This is a genomic window from Mesorhizobium sp. M0626 (assembly GCF_040320665.1).
GTDB lineage: Bacteria > Pseudomonadota > Alphaproteobacteria > Rhizobiales > Rhizobiaceae > Mesorhizobium.
The window spans coordinates 186,808-202,895 of the sequence record NZ_JAMYQD010000001.1 but is presented as its reverse complement, the minus strand read 5'-3'; the positions used below and the strand labels follow the sequence as shown (position 1 = coordinate 202,895).

Annotated in this window: 16 protein-coding genes; 10 read left to right on the top strand and 6 right to left on the bottom strand. The window is 62.3% G+C overall.

All coding sequences use genetic code 11. The features are described 5' to 3' along the window. Window positions 1–49 precede the first annotated feature (49 nt). Window positions 50–760: a purine-nucleoside phosphorylase gene (locus tag NKI37_RS01090; RefSeq protein ID WP_352543550.1), complete on the top strand. Its 711-nt coding sequence runs from the start codon at window positions 50–52 to the stop codon at window positions 758–760. A gap of 5 nt (window positions 761–765) precedes the next feature. Here NKI37_RS01090 and NKI37_RS01085 read toward each other — a convergent pair whose 3' ends face one another. Beyond that, window positions 766–1,068 (bottom strand): ribbon-helix-helix domain-containing protein, encoded by a 303-nt coding sequence (locus tag NKI37_RS01085; RefSeq protein ID WP_023670924.1) that lies wholly within the window; start codon window positions 1,066–1,068, stop codon window positions 766–768. A 220-nt stretch (window positions 1,069–1,288) separates the two neighbouring features. Between NKI37_RS01085 and NKI37_RS01080 the strand changes: the two genes are divergently transcribed. From NKI37_RS01080 to NKI37_RS01070, 3 genes are all read left to right on the top strand, one after another. Further along, complete coding sequence (locus NKI37_RS01080) at window positions 1,289–1,684, top strand: VOC family protein (protein WP_023670926.1); 396 nt, start codon at window positions 1,289–1,291, stop codon at window positions 1,682–1,684. Window positions 1,685–1,765: 81 nt separating this feature from the next. Continuing rightward, window positions 1,766–2,290, top strand: a complete 525-nt coding sequence (locus NKI37_RS01075) for a twin-arginine translocation pathway signal (protein WP_023696497.1) — start codon at window positions 1,766–1,768, stop codon at window positions 2,288–2,290. A gap of 50 nt (window positions 2,291–2,340) precedes the next feature. Next, on the top strand, window positions 2,341–3,912 hold the full coding sequence (locus NKI37_RS01070) for a GMC family oxidoreductase (RefSeq protein ID WP_023688646.1): 1,572 nt from the start codon (window positions 2,341–2,343) through the stop codon (window positions 3,910–3,912). 62 nt (window positions 3,913–3,974) lie between these two features. Here the strand turns inward: NKI37_RS01070 and NKI37_RS01065 are convergent, their stop codons facing one another. Both NKI37_RS01065 and NKI37_RS01060 read right to left on the bottom strand, forming a co-directional pair. Beyond that, window positions 3,975–5,888, bottom strand: a complete 1,914-nt coding sequence (locus NKI37_RS01065; protein WP_023754911.1) for a PhoX family protein — start codon at window positions 5,886–5,888, stop codon at window positions 3,975–3,977. A 117-nt stretch (window positions 5,889–6,005) separates the two neighbouring features. Beyond that, window positions 6,006–6,401 carry a hypothetical protein gene (locus NKI37_RS01060; RefSeq protein WP_023688644.1) on the bottom strand — a complete coding sequence of 132 codons (396 nt, stop codon included), beginning with the start codon at window positions 6,399–6,401 and terminating at the stop codon, window positions 6,006–6,008. 312 nt (window positions 6,402–6,713) lie between these two features. On the opposite strand from NKI37_RS01060, the gene urtA reads away from it, so the two are divergent. The 6 genes from urtA (at window position 6,714) to NKI37_RS01030 (ending at window position 13,207) form a co-directional block, all read left to right on the top strand. After that, window positions 6,714–8,024, top strand: a complete 1,311-nt coding sequence (gene urtA / locus NKI37_RS01055; protein WP_023688643.1) for an urea ABC transporter substrate-binding protein — start codon at window positions 6,714–6,716, stop codon at window positions 8,022–8,024. Between the two features lie 112 nt (window positions 8,025–8,136). Next, window positions 8,137–9,753: an urea ABC transporter permease subunit UrtB gene (urtB, locus tag NKI37_RS01050; RefSeq protein WP_023684622.1), complete on the top strand. Its 1,617-nt coding sequence runs from the start codon at window positions 8,137–8,139 to the stop codon at window positions 9,751–9,753. Beyond that, window positions 9,750–10,982, top strand: a complete 1,233-nt coding sequence (gene urtC, locus NKI37_RS01045) for an urea ABC transporter permease subunit UrtC (protein WP_023688641.1) — start codon at window positions 9,750–9,752, stop codon at window positions 10,980–10,982. The genes urtB and urtC overlap by 4 nt, the downstream gene beginning before the upstream one ends. A gap of 4 nt (window positions 10,983–10,986) precedes the next feature. Next, window positions 10,987–11,733 (top strand): urea ABC transporter ATP-binding protein UrtD, encoded by a 747-nt coding sequence (urtD, locus tag NKI37_RS01040; RefSeq protein WP_023696501.1) that lies wholly within the window; start codon window positions 10,987–10,989, stop codon window positions 11,731–11,733. 69 nt (window positions 11,734–11,802) lie between these two features. Further along, a complete protein-coding gene (urtE, locus tag NKI37_RS01035; RefSeq protein WP_023706182.1) occupies window positions 11,803–12,498 on the top strand; it encodes an urea ABC transporter ATP-binding subunit UrtE in 696 nt (231 codons plus the stop codon). Between the two features lie 532 nt (window positions 12,499–13,030). Then, a complete protein-coding gene (locus NKI37_RS01030) occupies window positions 13,031–13,207 on the top strand; it encodes a hypothetical protein (RefSeq protein WP_023670936.1) in 177 nt (58 codons plus the stop codon). A gap of 91 nt (window positions 13,208–13,298) precedes the next feature. Here the strand turns inward: NKI37_RS01030 and NKI37_RS01025 are convergent, their stop codons facing one another. The 3 genes from NKI37_RS01025 to NKI37_RS01015 form a co-directional block, all read right to left on the bottom strand. After that, window positions 13,299–14,444, bottom strand: a complete 1,146-nt coding sequence (locus NKI37_RS01025; RefSeq protein WP_023670937.1) for a GGDEF domain-containing protein — start codon at window positions 14,442–14,444, stop codon at window positions 13,299–13,301. Window positions 14,445–14,758: 314 nt separating this feature from the next. Then, a complete protein-coding gene (locus tag NKI37_RS01020; RefSeq protein ID WP_023693383.1) occupies window positions 14,759–15,562 on the bottom strand; it encodes a DUF72 domain-containing protein in 804 nt (267 codons plus the stop codon). Window positions 15,563–15,590: 28 nt separating this feature from the next. Further along, entirely contained in the window at window positions 15,591–16,055 is a 465-nt protein-coding gene (locus tag NKI37_RS01015; RefSeq protein ID WP_023670939.1) for a GNAT family N-acetyltransferase, read from the bottom strand. Window positions 16,056–16,088: the final 33 nt, after the last annotated feature.

Below are 16,088 nucleotides of genomic sequence, written 5' to 3'. Positions count from 1 at the left end.
CACTGCCATGATTGCAGGCGAAACGGGCGGCGGGTTTGGGGAGCATGTCGTGACGCCGCACAACGAGGCTGCCAGGGGCGACTATGCCGCAACGGTGCTGTTGCCGGGCGATCCGCAACGCGCCGAGTGGATGGCAAAGACATTTCTTGAGGCGTCGCGCTGCGTCAACCGCCGCCGGGGCGCACTCGGCTTCACCGGCCTCTATCGCGGCCGTCCCATCAGCATCCAGGCCACCGGCATCGGTGTCCCGTCTTTCCTGGTCTATGTGCATGAACTCCTGGATGTTCACGGCGTCAAAACGCTGATCCGCACAGGCACCTGCGGCGGCCTGACACCCCGCGTGCCGCTGCGCTCCTTGGTGATCTCGCAGTCGGTGCGCGCCGAAAGCGACCAAAGCGGCCAGGTCTTCGGCCTCTACGATGCTGCCGCCGGGCCCGATCCCGGCCTGTTCACCCACGCTTTGGCCTGCGCCGCCCAGCTCGGCATCGACCACCAGGCCGGGCTGACCATCTGCAGCGATGTCTTCTACCACCCTGAAGGGCGCGACCGCTTTGCCGAAGCGCAGGCGCTTGGCGCTCTCGCTGTCGATATGGAAACCAGCGCACTCTACCGAATCGCGGCGCATTTCGGCGCCCGCGCGCTGTCGCTGCTGACCGTCGTCGACAACATCGTGACCGGCGAACAGACTGCCTATTCCGAACGTCAGGCGCTGTTCACCGATATGGCGCGGCTCGGGCTCGACGTTGCGGCGGAAGGCTAGCTTCCTCAGGCCGCTTCGCGCTTCGGCGTCAGCTCATCCATGTCTGGCCGGTGACCGCGCAAATAGAGCGCGCAGGTGGTGCGCAGCATCGACGCGAAGTTGGGAATGGCGCCGTTGATCTCGATCGCCTCGTCATAGAGTTTTGAGATGAACTTCGGCGTCGTCAGGCCTTGGCTGTCGGCAATTTCGTCAAGCAGCGCCCAGAACGTTCCTTCAAGCTGGATACTCGTAGAGTGACCGTCGATGCGGATCGACCGGTTGATCTGTCGATAGCCTTCCGGATCCTGCCCGGCAAAAACCCTGCACATCCTTACCTCCCGATATTGTTGGTTTTGGGCGCAGCGTGTCGCGCCTTCAAGTTATGGTTGTCCCTGCATGTTCGGCCTTGTGGGCCGAATCGGCAATCGGACTTTCGTCTTTAGGCGCAGGCATAGCAGCGATTGCAAATTTAGCCGTGGTAACCGGCTGCCACCACCTTTCGCGCGTGCCGCCCATAATCGCCTCCAGCATGCAGCGGCGGAGACTGATTTGGCGAAGGCAATCCATTCCATGATCCGGGTTCTCCAAGAGGCCAGATCCGTCGATTTCTACAGAAACGCTTTCGGGCTCGATGTCGCCGACAGGCTGGATTTCGAGACATTCACGCTGATTTACCTTGCCAACGCCGAAACGGGGTTCGAGCTCGAACTCACCGTGAACAAGGGCCGCACCGAGCCTTATGAGCTAGGCGACGGTTACGGCCATCTGGCGGTCTCGGTGTCCGATCTCGACAGTGAACACGACCGGATCGGCGCGCTCGGCCTCAACCCCAAGAAGATCGTCGAATTCAACCGCGACGGATCGCTGATCGCCCGCTTTTTCTTCATCGAGGACCCCGACGGCTACAAGATCGAGGTTCTGCAGCGTGGAGGCCGCTTCCAGTAGGGGATTATCGGCCGCATTCAGCCGCGCAACGCCAGCAACGGCGCTGTTCAAGGGCGCAAACAGCAAGCAGGGAGGAACAAAATGGTCACGATCTATGACGCGAGGCTCTCACGTCGTGAACTTCTCAAACGCGGCGGCATCGGCGCGTTGCTCGTCATTTCCGGCAGCGCCGTCATCAGCCCTGAAAATGCCTGGGGGCTCGAGACATCGGCGCTCAAGCCCGAAACCATGGCGACGCTGATCCAGATGGCGCGCGACATCTATCCGCACGATCAGGTGCCCGACAAATACTACGCCATCGCGGTAAAAGGCCATGACGAGCAGGCCGGCAAGGACGCTGCCTACAAGATGATGATCGAAGACGGCATCGCCGACCTCGACAAGAAGTCGGGCGAGGGCGGCTATCGCGGCCTCGGCTGGGAGGAGCAGCGCGTCGCCGTGCTGCAGCAGATCGAGGCGACGCCGTTCTTCCAGTCCATCCGCGGCGGCCTCGTCGTCAGCCTCTACAACCAGCAGGAGGTGTGGCCGATCTTCGGCTACGAGGGCGAATCCTACTCCAAGGGCGGCTACATCGCGCGCGGTTTCGACGACATAGAGTGGCTCTGAGCCCTCCGTCGTTCTGAAACCCCGCAAACAGGAATTCATGGGAGGAAACCATGGCAGCTTCATTTGATCTCAACAACGATGGCGTGGTCGTGATCATCGGCTCCGGCGCCGGCGGCGGCACGCTCGGCAACGAACTCGCCCAGAAAGGCGTCGATGTCGTCATCCTCGAGGCCGGCGCGCGCCACGAATACGAGGATTTCATCAATGATGAGTGGGGTTCCTTCAGCCAACTCGCCTGGACGGACAAGCGCACGACGTCCGGCGACTGGCGGGTGTCGAAGGATTTCCCCAATTTGCCGGCCTGGATAGTCAAATCGGTCGGCGGCTCGACCACGCACTGGGCCGGCGCCTCGCTGCGCTTCCAGGAGCATGAGTTCAAGACGCTCTCGACCTACGGCAAGCTGGAAGGCGCCAACCTGCTGGACTGGCCGGTCACATTGGCCGAGATGGAGCCGTACTACGCCAAGGCGGAAGCCAAGATGGGCGTCACCGGCACCAATGGCTGGCCGCGGCTGCCCGGCAACAACAATTTCAAGGTGCTCAAGGCCGGCGCCGACAAGCTCGGCTACAAGGAATGTCATACCGGCAACATGGCAATCAATTCGGTCGAGCGTGATGACCGGAACTCCTGCCAACAGACCGGCTTCTGCTTCCAGGGCTGCAAATGGGGCGCCAAATGGTCGACGCTCTATACCGAGATCCCCAAGGGCGAGGCCTCCGGCCATCTCGAAGTCCGGCCGAATGCCATGGCGATCAAGATCAACCACGACGCCTCAGGCAAGGTGACCGGCGTCGTCTATGCCGACAAGGACGGCAAGCTGCAGGAACAGAAGGCCCGCATTGTCGCCGTCGCCGGCAACTCGATCGAAAGCCCGCGCCTGCTGCTAAACTCCGAGTCAGCGAAGTTTCCGCAAGGGCTTGCCAATTCGTCGGGGCAGGTCGGCAAGAACTACATGCGCCACACCACCGGTTCGGTCTACGCCATCTTCGACCAACCGGTGCATATGTATCGCGGCACCACCATGGCCGGCATTATCCGCGACGAGGCGCGGCACGATCCCTCACGCGGCTTTGTCGGCGGCTATGAATTCGAGACGCTGTCGCTCGGCTTGCCCTTCATGGCCGCCTTCCTCAATCCCGGCGGCTGGGGCCGTTCCTTCACCACCGCGCTCGACCACTATGATCACATGGCTGGCCTGTGGATCGTCGGCGAGGACATGCCGCGCGCGGAAAACCGCGTCACGCTGCACAAGGACGAGAAGGACGCGCACGGCATGCCGATCGCCGACGTGCATTTCGATGATCATCCCAACGACACGGCGATGCGCAACCATGCCTACAAGCAGGCCACAGCGCTTTATGATGCGGTCGGCGCGACGCGCTCCTTCCCGACGCCGCCCTATCCCTCAACCCACAATCTCGGCACCAACCGGATGAGTGAAAAGGCGGAAGACGGCGTCGTCAACAAGCACGGCCAGGCGCACGACATCAAAAACCTGTTCGTGTCGGACGGCAGCCAGTTCACCACCGGTGCGGCTGAAAATCCGACGCTGACGATCGTGTCGCTGGCTATCCGCCAGGCCGAATACATCGCTTCGCAAATGTCGGCCAAGACGATCTGAGCCGTCCTCCCGGATCGCTACGCGGAACGCGCATGGCGCGTTCCGCCCTTTTCCCTAGGACACTATGCGCCGACCGGCTGTCCGTCCTTGCGGCGGATGGCGACGACGGACGGCCGCGGCAATTGGCCATCCCTGAAGTCGGGCCACAGCGTCTGCGCCTTGTCGAGCGTCTCTGCATCTTCCGCAGGGTGCTGCACCGACAGGAACAAAGTCGAGCCGTCCGGCGTGAAGCACGGGCCGGTCGCTTCGGCGCCGTGCGGGCAGGTGAACAGCAGCTTCGGCAGGCCGCGCGCCGCACCTTCGGTGTCGACGCCATAGACGCCGTCCGGCAGGTCGAAATCATTGGCGCCGTCCGTCGCCACCCACAGCCGCCCGGCCGGATCGAAGGTGATGTTGTCGGGGCAGACGAACCAGCCATTGTCCGACGTATCCGGATGGAAGGTGGCGCCGACCTTGGCATCCCTGGGATTGCCGCAGAGCACGAACAGGTCCCAGGCATAGTTTTCGGCCGTGTGGTCGGCGTCCGCGCCGCGGCCGCCGGGCGGGATCAGTTCGACAATATGGCCCCAGAGATTTTCCGGCCGCGTGTTGGCCGGATTGACCTTTGACTGGTCGCGCTTCTTGTTCTTGGTCATCACCGCATAGACGCGGCCGGTCACCGGATTGGTCTCGATGTCCTCGGGCCGGTCCATCGGCGTGGCGCCGAGCGCATCTGCCGCAAACCGCGTCTTCAACAGCACCTCGGCCTGGTCGGCAAAACCGTTCTCGACGGTAAGCTTGCCCTGGCCGTGCACCAACGGCAGCCACGTCATCGAGCCATCGGCATCGAAGCGGGCGACCGACAGCACGCCATCGTCGAGCAGATCGGCGCCGGAGGCCGGGTTGGCCTTGTCATAGGCCTTGGCCGAGACGAAGCGGTACATATATTCGAAATAGTCGTCGTCACCCATATAGACGACAACGCGGCCGTCCTTGTTGAGGACCACGGTCGAGGCCTCATGCGACATGCGGCCAAGTGCCGTGCGCTTCACCGGCCTGGACTGAGGATCGTAAGGGTCGATCTCGACCACCCAGTCGAAGCGGTTGGCCTCGTTCGGTTCCTTGTCGAGGTTGAAGCGGTCATGGAAGCGGCCGCGGCCATAGATGTCGGAGCCGTCGAAGCCGTAACGGTCGAGCAGGTCGGCAGTCGGCGCCTTTTTCGGGTCGCCGCCGAAAATGTCGGACACGCCTTCCTCGCAGGTCAGCACCGTACCCCAGGGGGTGAAACCGCCGCTGCAATTATAGCTGGTGCCGAGCACTTTCGTGCCAGTCGGGTCGGCCGAAGTTTTCATCAGCGCATGGCCGGCAACCGGTCCGGAAACGGTCATTTCGGTGTTGGCGGTGATGCGGCGGTTGAGCGGGCTGTCCGCCACGCTTGCCCACTTGCCGTCCTTCAATTGCACCTCGACGATCGAATGGCCCATCGCGGCCATGCCGAGATCGACCTGTTCCCTGGTCATCGTCTTGCCGGCATCGCCCTCGGTCATCCCCGGAAACATCACATTGGGCGAGATGTATTCGTTGTTGACGCAGAGCAGGCCATGATCGGAATTCACCGTGCCCTTGGGCAGCGGCATGAAGGCGATGTAGTCGCAATTGTAGCCGAAGCGCTTTTCCTGTTCCTCCGCCGCGACCTTGTTGCCGTCGAATTCGGCGAGGCCGGCTGCAAGCGGGTCGCCCCAGCGCGCGACGATGGTCGTCTCATAGCCTTCGGCGGCGGCATGGGTCTTGCCGTAGACCCGTTTCAGCTCGGGAAAGCCGAGCGTCGACTGCGCTGTGGCGGCATGCGTTTCGCCGGCAAACAAGGAGCCGACAAAGCTGCCGCCGGCAATCAGCGCGCCGGAGGCGAGGCTGCCTTTCAAAAGAGACCGGCGCGAGACGCGCTCGGCAATGATTTCGCGGATGACGGGGGAGGATGAAGACGGTGCATTGGCCATGGTGTCTGCCTCTCAGGGTGGATGTTACGGCGCACCGTTGCCCTAGTCTGCCTAGGCAACATTCACATGACATAAGAGGAAGGTTTTGCCGCAACTGGGCGCGGCACTACGCATCGCTCAGCCCTTGGTGCAGGTCGAGGCGGTGAAGGCGCCGTCGGGCTGCTTCAGAATGATGTCGAATGACGGGGCGGTCTCGCCGTCCAGTGTTGCCTGTGTCATGGAGACGGAGTTGCCACCGGTGGTATAGCCGCCCAGCGGCCCGAGCCAGGTGATCTCGCCATTGGCATTCATCTGATAGTTGTAGCCTTGCGTCGCGGTGCCGAATGTCACCGGACCACTATAGACATTGCCCTTGATAGTGATGTCGCCGAGGTTGAGGAAGGCGCCGAGCAAATAGACCTCGCAATGATAGGTGCCGTCCGGAAGCTTGCCCTCGCTGAAATCGGCGCGCGCGGCGCCGCTCGTTGCCATCAGCAGCAGGATGCCGGAAATGCATGAGGTGCGAGATGTCATGACGTCACTCTTTTGAAGGGCGAGCTTGCCCTATTTTTGCGCGGTACCGCAACATTGTTAGCCCGGAACACACGGCCGGAGATCAAAAACTAGGCATTTGTCTCAATTGGGCAAAAATTAGGCAAAAGCCATGTGCGCTGCGCAAATTTGCCTCAATCAATTTTCGCCGGCTACCACTGTTTTCTCGAGGCTAATATACCAACCGGCTGATAACGCTCGGCTATTCCATCTTCGTGAGCGGCGCCTTTGCGTTTGGCACGGCAGTTGCATTGCATTATCGCGGTGCAATCAAACAGCTTGGGAGTCTTCGGTATGAGGGGTAATTTCTCCACAATAACAAAAATGTTTTCGGCCGGCGTGGTCGCCGCCGGCCTGTCGATGTCGTCTCCGGCCCAGGCCGCCGAAGACACGATCAAGGTCGGCATTCTGCATTCGCTGTCGGGGACCATGGCGATTTCGGAGACGACGCTGAAAGACGCCATGCTGATGCTCATCGAAGAGCAGAATGCCAAGGGCGGTCTGCTCGGCAAGAAGCTCGAGGCGGTCGTTGTCGATCCGGCCTCCAACTGGCCGCTCTTTGCCGAAAAGGCGCGCGAGCTGATCTCGAAGGACAAGGTCGCCGCCGTGTTCGGCTGCTGGACCTCGGTGTCGCGCAAATCGGTGTTGCCGGTGTTCTCGGAACTCGACAACATCCTGTTCTACCCCGTCCAGTATGAGGGCGAGGAAAGCGAGCGCAACGTGTTCTACACCGGCGCCGCCCCGAACCAGCAGGCGATTCCTGCCGTCGATTATCTCATGAGCGAGGACGGTGGCTCGGTGAAGCGCTGGGTGCTGGAAGGCACCGACTACGTCTATCCCCGAACCACCAACAAAATCCTCGAGGCCTATCTGAAGGCCAAGGGCGTCGCCGCCGAAGACATCATGGTCAACTACACGCCGTTCGGCTTCTCCGACTGGCAGACCGAAGTCTCCGCAATCAAGAAATTCGGCTCGGCCGGCAAGAAGACCGCCGTCGTCTCGACCGTCAATGGCGACGCCAACGTTCCGTTCTACAAGGAACTCGGCAACCAGGGCATCAAGGCCGAGGACATCCCGGTCATGGCCTTTTCGGTCGGTGAGGAAGAACTGGCCGGTCTCGATACCGCGCCGCTGGTCGGCCATCTCGCTGCCTGGAACTATTTCGAGAGCGTCGACACACCCGAAAACAAGAAGTTCATCGCCGACTGGCACAAGTTCATCAAGAATGACAAGCGCACCACCAACGACCCGATGGAAGCTCACTATATCGGCTTCAACATGTGGGTGAAGGCGGTCGAAAAGGCCGGCACCACCGATCCCGACAAGGTCATCGACGCCATGGTCGGCGTGTCCGTGCCGAACCTCACCGGCGGCTATTCGACCATGATGCCGAACCATCACATCACCAAGCCGGTGCTGATCGGCGAGATCCAGGCCGACGGCCAGTTCGAGACCGTGTCGCAGACGCCCGGCCTCGTGATGGGCGACGAATGGTCCGACTATCTGCCCGATTCCAAGGACCTGATTTCGGATTGGCGCGCGCCTCTGTCCTGCGGCAACTTCAACGTTGCCACCGGCAAATGCGGCGGCAAGGGCACGAACTGATCCCTCCCGGGACCGACCGATCGTGGACGCGTCCACGATCGGTACCGCCAAGCGTCCGGGCGCTTCAGCCCGCCCGGACGCGGAATTTCCCCACAGAAGAGTATCTGAACGGATGATCCTGTTGCGCACTCTCGGCCTCATGCTGGTGTTCCTGGTGGCAAGCCTATTGCCGTCGAACGCAGCCGAAGCCGATCTGCGCGCCATCGTCGCCAAATTCGCCACGGGCACGGGCTTTGCCGCCACTGAGGCCGTCGTGCGCGAACTTGCCGCCACCGGCGATCCGCTGGTCGAGCGCCCGCTTGCAGCGCTCGCCGAAGGCAACCTTTACATCCGTAAAGCCGATTCAGCCGTCTTCGTCGGCAGTGAGGCCGCCGACAGCGTCACGCTGCTCGACCCGCTGAGTGGCGAGAAAGCCGGCGACGCCCCCAAGGCCGACATCACGAAGATCAAGGTCAACAACACGCTGCGTCGTGTCATCCGAGATGCACTGGGAACGCTGACGTTGCGCGCGAAAGATCCTTCTGTCCGCATCGCCGCCGCCGACACCATGTTCAAGACCCCCGATGCCGCCAATATCGAGCCGCTCGATGCAGCCATCGCCGCCGAGACCGACGCCAAGGTCAAGGCATTGTTCGAACAGGCGCGCGCGGCATCGGTGCTGGTCTCCGACAAGCCGGAGGCCGACAAGCTTGCCGCCATTGCCCTGATCGGCGCGCGCGGCGACCGCGACGCGGTCTCGCTGCTCACCGCGGTCGAGGCCAATGCGCAAGGCGCGGTCAAGGATGCCGCGACGGCGGCAATCGCCAGCATCAATTCGAGCCTGGCGCTGTGGGATGCCGGCCAGAACATATGGTACGGCATCTCGCTTGGCTCGGTGCTGCTGCTGGCCGCCATCGGCCTCGCCATCACCTTCGGCGTCATGGGCGTCATCAACATGGCGCATGGCGAGATGGTGATGCTCGGCGCCTACACCACCTTCGTCGTCCAGCAGGTGATCCGAACCTCATTCCCCGGCCTGTTCGACTGGTCGCTGGTGATCGCGCTGCCGCTCGCCTTCCTGGTTGCCGCTTCCGTCGGCCTGATCATCGAGCGCGGCGTCATCCGTTTCCTCTACGGCCGGCCGCTGGAAACGCTGCTCGCAACCTGGGGCGTCTCGCTTGTCCTGCAGCAGGCGGTGCGCTCGATCTTCGGACCGACCAACCAGGAGGTCGGCAACCCCTCCTGGATGTCGGGATCGTTCGATGTCGGCCAACTCGCCGTCACCTGGAACCGCCTCTGGATCCTGGTCTTCGCGCTCACCGTCTTCGGCGTGCTGCTCTTTGTTATGAAGCGCACGCCCTGGGGCCTTCAGATGCGCGCCGTCACCGCCAACCGCCGCATGGCCGCCTCGATGGGCATCAGGACGCCTTGGGTCGATGCGCTGACCTTTGCGCTCGGCTCCGGCATTGCCGGCATTGCCGGCGTCGCGCTCAGCCAGATCGACAATGTCTCGCCCAATCTCGGCCGCGGCTACATCATCGACAGCTTCATGGTCGTGGTCTTCGGCGGCGTCGGCAATCTCTGGGGCACGCTGGTCGGCGCCTTCTCGCTCGGCATCGTCAACAAGGTTCTCGAACCCTATGCTGGCGCGGTGCTCGGCAAGATCGTCGTGCTGGTGCTGATCATCCTGTTCATCCAGAAGCGCCCGCGCGGCCTGTTCGCGCTCAAGGGCAGGGCGGTGGAAACATGATCACGGGACGCTTCTTCGCCGCGGGTGCCGACCGTCGCATCGCCATCACTATTTTCATCCTGCTGACGGCCGCCATTATCGTGCCGCTGCTCAACCTCGCAGTGTCGCCGCAAAGCGCGTTCTATATTCCGTCCTACATCGTCGCGTTGACGGGCAAGTACCTCTGCTATGCATTGCTTGCCTTGGCGCTCGATCTCGTCTGGGGCTATTGCGGCATCCTCTCGCTCGGCCATGGCGCCTTCTTCGCCCTCGGCGGCTATGCGATGGGCATGTACCTCATGCGCCAGATCGGCTCGCGCGGCGTTTACGGCAATCCGATCCTGCCCGATTTCATGGTGTTCCTGAACTACAAGGAATTGCCCTGGTTCTGGACCGGTTTCGACCACTTCTGGTTCGCCGCCATCATGGTGCTGGCGGTGCCCGGCCTGCTCGCCTTCGTCTTCGGCTGGTTCGCCTTCCGCAGCCGCGTCACCGGCGTCTATCTCTCCATCATCACCCAGGCGATGACCTACGCGCTGCTGCTCGCCTTCTTCCGCAACGACATGGGTTTCGGCGGCAACAACGGCTTGACCGATTTCAAGGATATTCTGGGCTTCAACGTGCAGGCCGACGCCACCCGCTCGGCCCTGTTTGCCGCCAGCGCCATCATACTCGCGCTCGCCGTCTTCATCACCTGGGCGATCGTCGGCTCCAAATACGGCAAGCTGCTGATGGCGGTGCGCGACGCCGAGAGCCGCACCCGCTTCCTCGGCTGGCGGGCGGAGAACGTGAAGCTGTTTGCCTTCACCGTCTCGGCTGTCATGGCCGGCATCGCCGGCGCGCTCTATGTGCCGCAGGTCGGTATCATCAATCCCGGCGAATTCGAGCCGTCCAATTCCATCGAAGTCGTGATCTGGGCAGCCGTCGGTGGGCGCGGCACCATTGTCGGCCCGATCGTCGGCGCGCTGCTGGTCAACGCCGGCAAATCCTGGTTCACCGGCCTGCTGCCGGAGTTCTGGCTGTTTGCGCTCGGCGGCCTGTTCGTCGCCGTAACCCTGTTCCTGCCCAAGGGCATCGTCGGCATGTGGGATTCCTGGCGCGGTAACGCTCGGGCGATGCGGGCTGCAGCGATTGCAGAGGAAGCGGGCACAGACCCTGATGCCGCGCCGCCATTGAAGATCGTGCGCAGCGCAGCAACAACGCCCGGTGCCTGGTCCGCGTCCGGGCCTGAACCGCAGCCGGCGGAATAGAGCGATGTCGAAGTCCAACACCATCCTCTATCTCGACGGCGTCTCGGTCTCCTTCGACGGTTTCCGCGCCATCAACAATCTGTCGCTGGTGCTCGACAAGGGCGAGATGCGCGCCATCATCGGTCCCAACGGCGCCGGCAAGACGACGATGATGGACATCGTCACCGGCAAGACCCGGCCCGACGAGGGCGAAGTGTTCTTCGACGGCCAGGTCGATCTGACCCGGCACGACGAGGCGGAGATCGCCATGATGGGCATCGGCCGCAAATTCCAGAAGCCGACCGTCTTCGAAAGCCACAGCGTCGAAGACAATCTGATGCTGGCGCTGAAGGGCCCGCGCTCGATCTTTCCGGCGCTGTTCCATCGCCGCTCGGCCGCCGAAGCCAGACAGATCGACGACATCCTCGGCATCATCCGGCTGGGCGACAAGCGCCACGATCTGGCAGCCAATCTCAGCCATGGCCAGAAACAGTGGCTGGAGATCGGCATGCTGCTGGCGCAGGACCCGAAGCTGCTTTTGGTTGACGAGCCGGTCGCAGGGATGACCGATGCCGAGACCGAGGAAACCGCGCGGCTGCTCAAGGACATAGCGCGCGACCATTCGGTCATCGTCGTCGAGCACGACATGCATTTCGTGCGCGAACTCGGCGTCAAGGTCACCTGCCTGCATGAGGGCTCGGTGCTGTCGGAAGGCTCGCTCGATTTCGTCTCGGCCGACGAGCGGGTCGTCGAAGTTTATCTCGGGAGATGAGCATGGTCTGGCGGGTGCAATTCCATCGCTTCGACTTTTCGTTCCTCCGCTTCTGGAGAAGGCGCTGACATGCTCGAAGTTTCCAACGCCACGCTCCATTACGGCGCTGCTCAGGCGTTGCGCGGTGTGTCGCTGACGGCGGGTGCCGGCAAGATCACCTGCGTGCTCGGCCGCAACGGCGTCGGCAAGACCAGTTTGATGAGATCGATCGTCGGCCACCACCGGCTGACGAGCGGAAGCGTTGCCTTCGAGGGGAAGGCGCTCGACCGGAGCGCGGCGTATGATCGCGCCCGGTCGGGCATCGCATTCGTACCGCAGGGCAGGGAGATCTTTCCGCTGCTGACGGTGCGCGAAAACCTGGAGTCCGGCTTTGCGCCGTTGAAGCGCGCCGACCGCAACGTGCCGGCGCATGTCTTCGAACTGTTTCCGGTGCTGAAGCAGATGCTGGGGCGGCGCGGCGGCGATCTCTCAGGCGGCCAGCAGCAGCAGCTCGCCATCGGCCGGGCGCTCGTCATGCGGCCGAAACTGCTGGTGCTCGACGAGCCGACCGAAGGCATCCAGCCCTCGATCATCAAGGACATCGGCCGCGCCATCCACTATTTGCGCGATCAGGCCGGCATTGCGGTGCTTCTGGTCGAGCAATATCTCGATTTCTGCCGCGAGCTCGCCGACGAGGTCAACATCATGGACCGCGGCCAGATCGTCCACACCGGCCCGGCCGAAGATCTCGACCGGGCGGACGTCAGGAAGTTTCTGACGGTTTAACGCAGGTCGACGGCTGCACGGATCGTACACGTCGAAGATTGGCTGAAATGCCCACAATCACTTCGTCATTCTAGGGCGGAGCCAAGGAGCGGAGCGACGCGCGCAGACCCTAGAATCCATGCCGCGACATCAGCCAAAGAGTGCCGCGATGCAGAACAAGATCGCTTCTGCGGCACATTGGCCATTCCACATTCTGCACCGTTAATGACGCTTCTTCGTCCCGGCATGGATCCCTGGGTCTTCGCTCCGCTTCGCGTCGCTACGCCCAAGGATGATGAAGTCGCGAAGGTCCGCACCCGTTGCGTCGGACTTTCGTCCGAGGCCGCCACACTCTGGCACGCCGAATACTGCATGCTAGTCTTTCCTAGGCCTCGGTGAGTCGGCCGCTTCCGTATCAGTCTGGTTCTGTAGCAGATCGAGGGAATATGCTGGCTCAGCCTGCAAGTTCCACGCAAGCAAGCCACCCTAGCTTCCCTCGCAGTTCTGATTGTCGGTCAATGCGTTCAGATAATCTTGCCAGGAGAATAGGGCTATGGAACGGTTCGTCGAGGACCACCAGAAACGACGGCTGACAGAGCGTGTCGACATCATTACCGCCATCAACATTCTGCGCTCGCAAGGCTACCAGCAGGATGAGCTGATCGGCGAAATCACCAAGGTTTTCTACGTCGACCTCGACACTTACAACGAGATCGTCATAGCGGCCTAAAAACGCCTCGCGCCTGAACGGCCTCATGCGACGCGCTTTAGGTTGTTGTTTTACGTGTGGTGAGGTTCAGGCCCGCTGAATATCAGCCAGCCTACCCGGCGCGCCGGAAGGCGAGCACACGATTGCGGCCGCCGCGCTTGGCGCCGTAAAGCGCCTTGTCGGCGGCGCTGAGCACCTTGTCGAATTTGGTGCCGCCCTCGCTGCCGAAGGCGTAGCCGGCGCTGACCGTGCAGGAGAGCAGGCGGGTCTCGGTATCGATCCGGCGCATGGCAAAACTGGCCCGGATGCGCTCTGCTATGAATTCCACCTTTTCAGGCAAGGTGCGATCGAGCACCAATGCAAATTCCTCTCCGCCCATGCGCGCGGCGACATCGCCTGGCTGGAGATTGGCGGTCAAATCCTTGGCGAATAGTTTCAGCACCTCGTCGCCGGTGGCATGGCCGAACTCGTCATTTATGGCCTTGAAGCCGTCGAGGTCGAACACGATCACGGCGGTGAAGGACCGGACCGGTGTTTTGCCGTGCAGGTCGAACAAAGCGCGCCGGTTGAGCAGTCCGGTCAGCGGATCGGTCAGCGCTTCGCGGCGATGATGCTGCGCCAGGCGTCCCTGGTTAAGCGCCAGCGAGAGCGCGCCGATGCCGGTCATGCAGGCGATGACGACGATGAGGCTGAAATCCTCGGCCCAGTTGCTCGGCGCATGGCCAAGCACCAGCCTGCCATCCCAGACAAGTGCACCGGAGCACAGCACGAAGGAAATTGCGGTGGCGGTGTAGAGCCCTGCAATGCCGAGGATCGGGGCCGGGAATTCCGTACGACCCTTCCAGTATTCATAGGCCGTCGCAAACAAAAGCAGCGCGGCGAAGGCATTCTCCAGCATGAAGCCCAGCCCGTCATAGCCAAGCGCCATCGGCGGCAAGGCGACTGCCAGCGAGACGCCGGCGCCGACAGCTATGCGCGGCAATGGCGAGCGGCCGGTCGTGAACTGATGGGCCGCGCCCAGCATGGTCGCGAAGCCGAGCAGCAGGAACGTGAAGCTGGCGAGGCCGAGCAGGCGTCCGGGCGCGTCGATATAGGCCTGGTAGGCGAAGACGTCGGCGACGATCAGAAGCACGCTGACCGCCCAGGTCAGCAGGAATTTTTCCGAGCGCGCGGTAAGCCAAATGCCGAACAGCGTCAGGCCGAGGCAAGCGGCGGAAAACCCGACAGCCAACAGAAGGGAACTGTAGTCGAGCGACATGCCCTCGTCCTTGCGCGCGGCGGCCGGCCTCTAGAAAGGACCCGCACCGGATTATGCAGGATGGAGGTATCGATAAGGTTACGATGCGCATAAGCTATCACGCTTCGGTTCATCGTAGCAATTCTGGGTTGAAACCCTTTTCAAGGGAAAGCGCTGACCGCTTTCCCGGGAAAACCGTTCCACACTTTTCCTGGAATTGCTCCTAATGCATGTCGCCCAGAAGTGTGCCGCGGTTCTGGGACAACGGCATGCATCAAGACAAAGACTTAAATCGCGGCGTATGAATCCGTTTCAGCGCGACGCGCTTTAACCGATCAGCTCACCCGCTTCATCAGCGCCATGGCGCCGAACGGCGCGCGCACCTTGCCCTCGGTGATGAAGTAGACGAACACATCGCGCGGTTTCACCGGCGCGTCGAAAGTCGGATCGGCGCGCCGCAGATCGGCCGGCTGCTTGCCTTGCGCCCAGGTCTTCACCCGCGCTGCCCATTCGTCCAGGCCATTCGGCGTATAGCAATCCGGATTGTCGTCGCTGCCGGTCTGCAGCCGCGCATAGATAAAATCGCCGGTGATGTCGGCGATACCAGGATATTTGGCATGGTCGGCATAGACGATTGCCGCCTTGTATTTGCGCGCCAGGCCCACAAATTCCGGCACGCTGAAACTGTCGTTGCGCACTTCCAGCGCATGGCGCAGCGCCACGCCATCCTGCTTTTCCGGCAGCAGCTTCAGGAAGGCCTCGAAATCGTCGGCGTCGAACTTTTTCGTCGGCGCGAACTGCCACAGGATCGGGCCCAGCTTGTCGCCCAGCGCGGCAATGCCGGAGCCGAGGAAGCGCGTCATGGACTCGCCGGCTTCGCCAAGCACGCGGCGGTTGGTGACGAAGCGATTGCCCTTCAGCGAATAGACGAAACCGTCCGGCGCCTCGCCCGCCCATTTGACGAAGGTCGGCTCCTTGAAGCTGGAATAGTAGGTGCCGTTGACCTCGATGCTCGGTACCTGGCGGGTGGCGTAACTCAGCTGTTTGGCCTTGGAAAGCTTGTCCGGGTAGAAGGACGTATCCCAGGGTTCGAAAGTCCAGCCGCCCATCCCGGCGCGGATTGTTCCTTGGCTGATCATCGTCTTCCTCCCAGTTCTAAAAATGCGGTCAGGCTATTTTTCCAACCGGTTTGATCATGTCGACCGCGGTCCATCCGGGACGGTGGGGATTGGCTCGGCGGCCCGTTTCGTGGAAGCCATAGGCCGTATAGATCTCGATGTTCCGCTCCATGCGCGAATTGGTGTAGAGCCGCACCTCCGGCACACCCCATAGCCGCGCCTGTTCCTGGGCGAAGTCGAGCAGCGCGGTGCCGAGTTTCCTGCCCTGGAAAGCGGGGGAGACCGCGACGCTGAAGATCATCGCATGATCGGGATGGCGCTCAATAACGATCAGCCCGGCGAGTTCCGCGCCGCTCTCCAAGAGCCAGACCTCGCCACGCTCGATGCGTGGCGCATAGTCCTCGGTGACTGGGAGCGGCGGCGCGCCTAACAAGGGCGTGTAGTGCTCATAGGCGGTCTGCGTCAGCGAGACGACTGCGTCGAGATCACCGGCAAGCGCCTGTCGGACTGTCATTCAAAGCTCTCCAGGCGCCCGACCGGTCTGTCA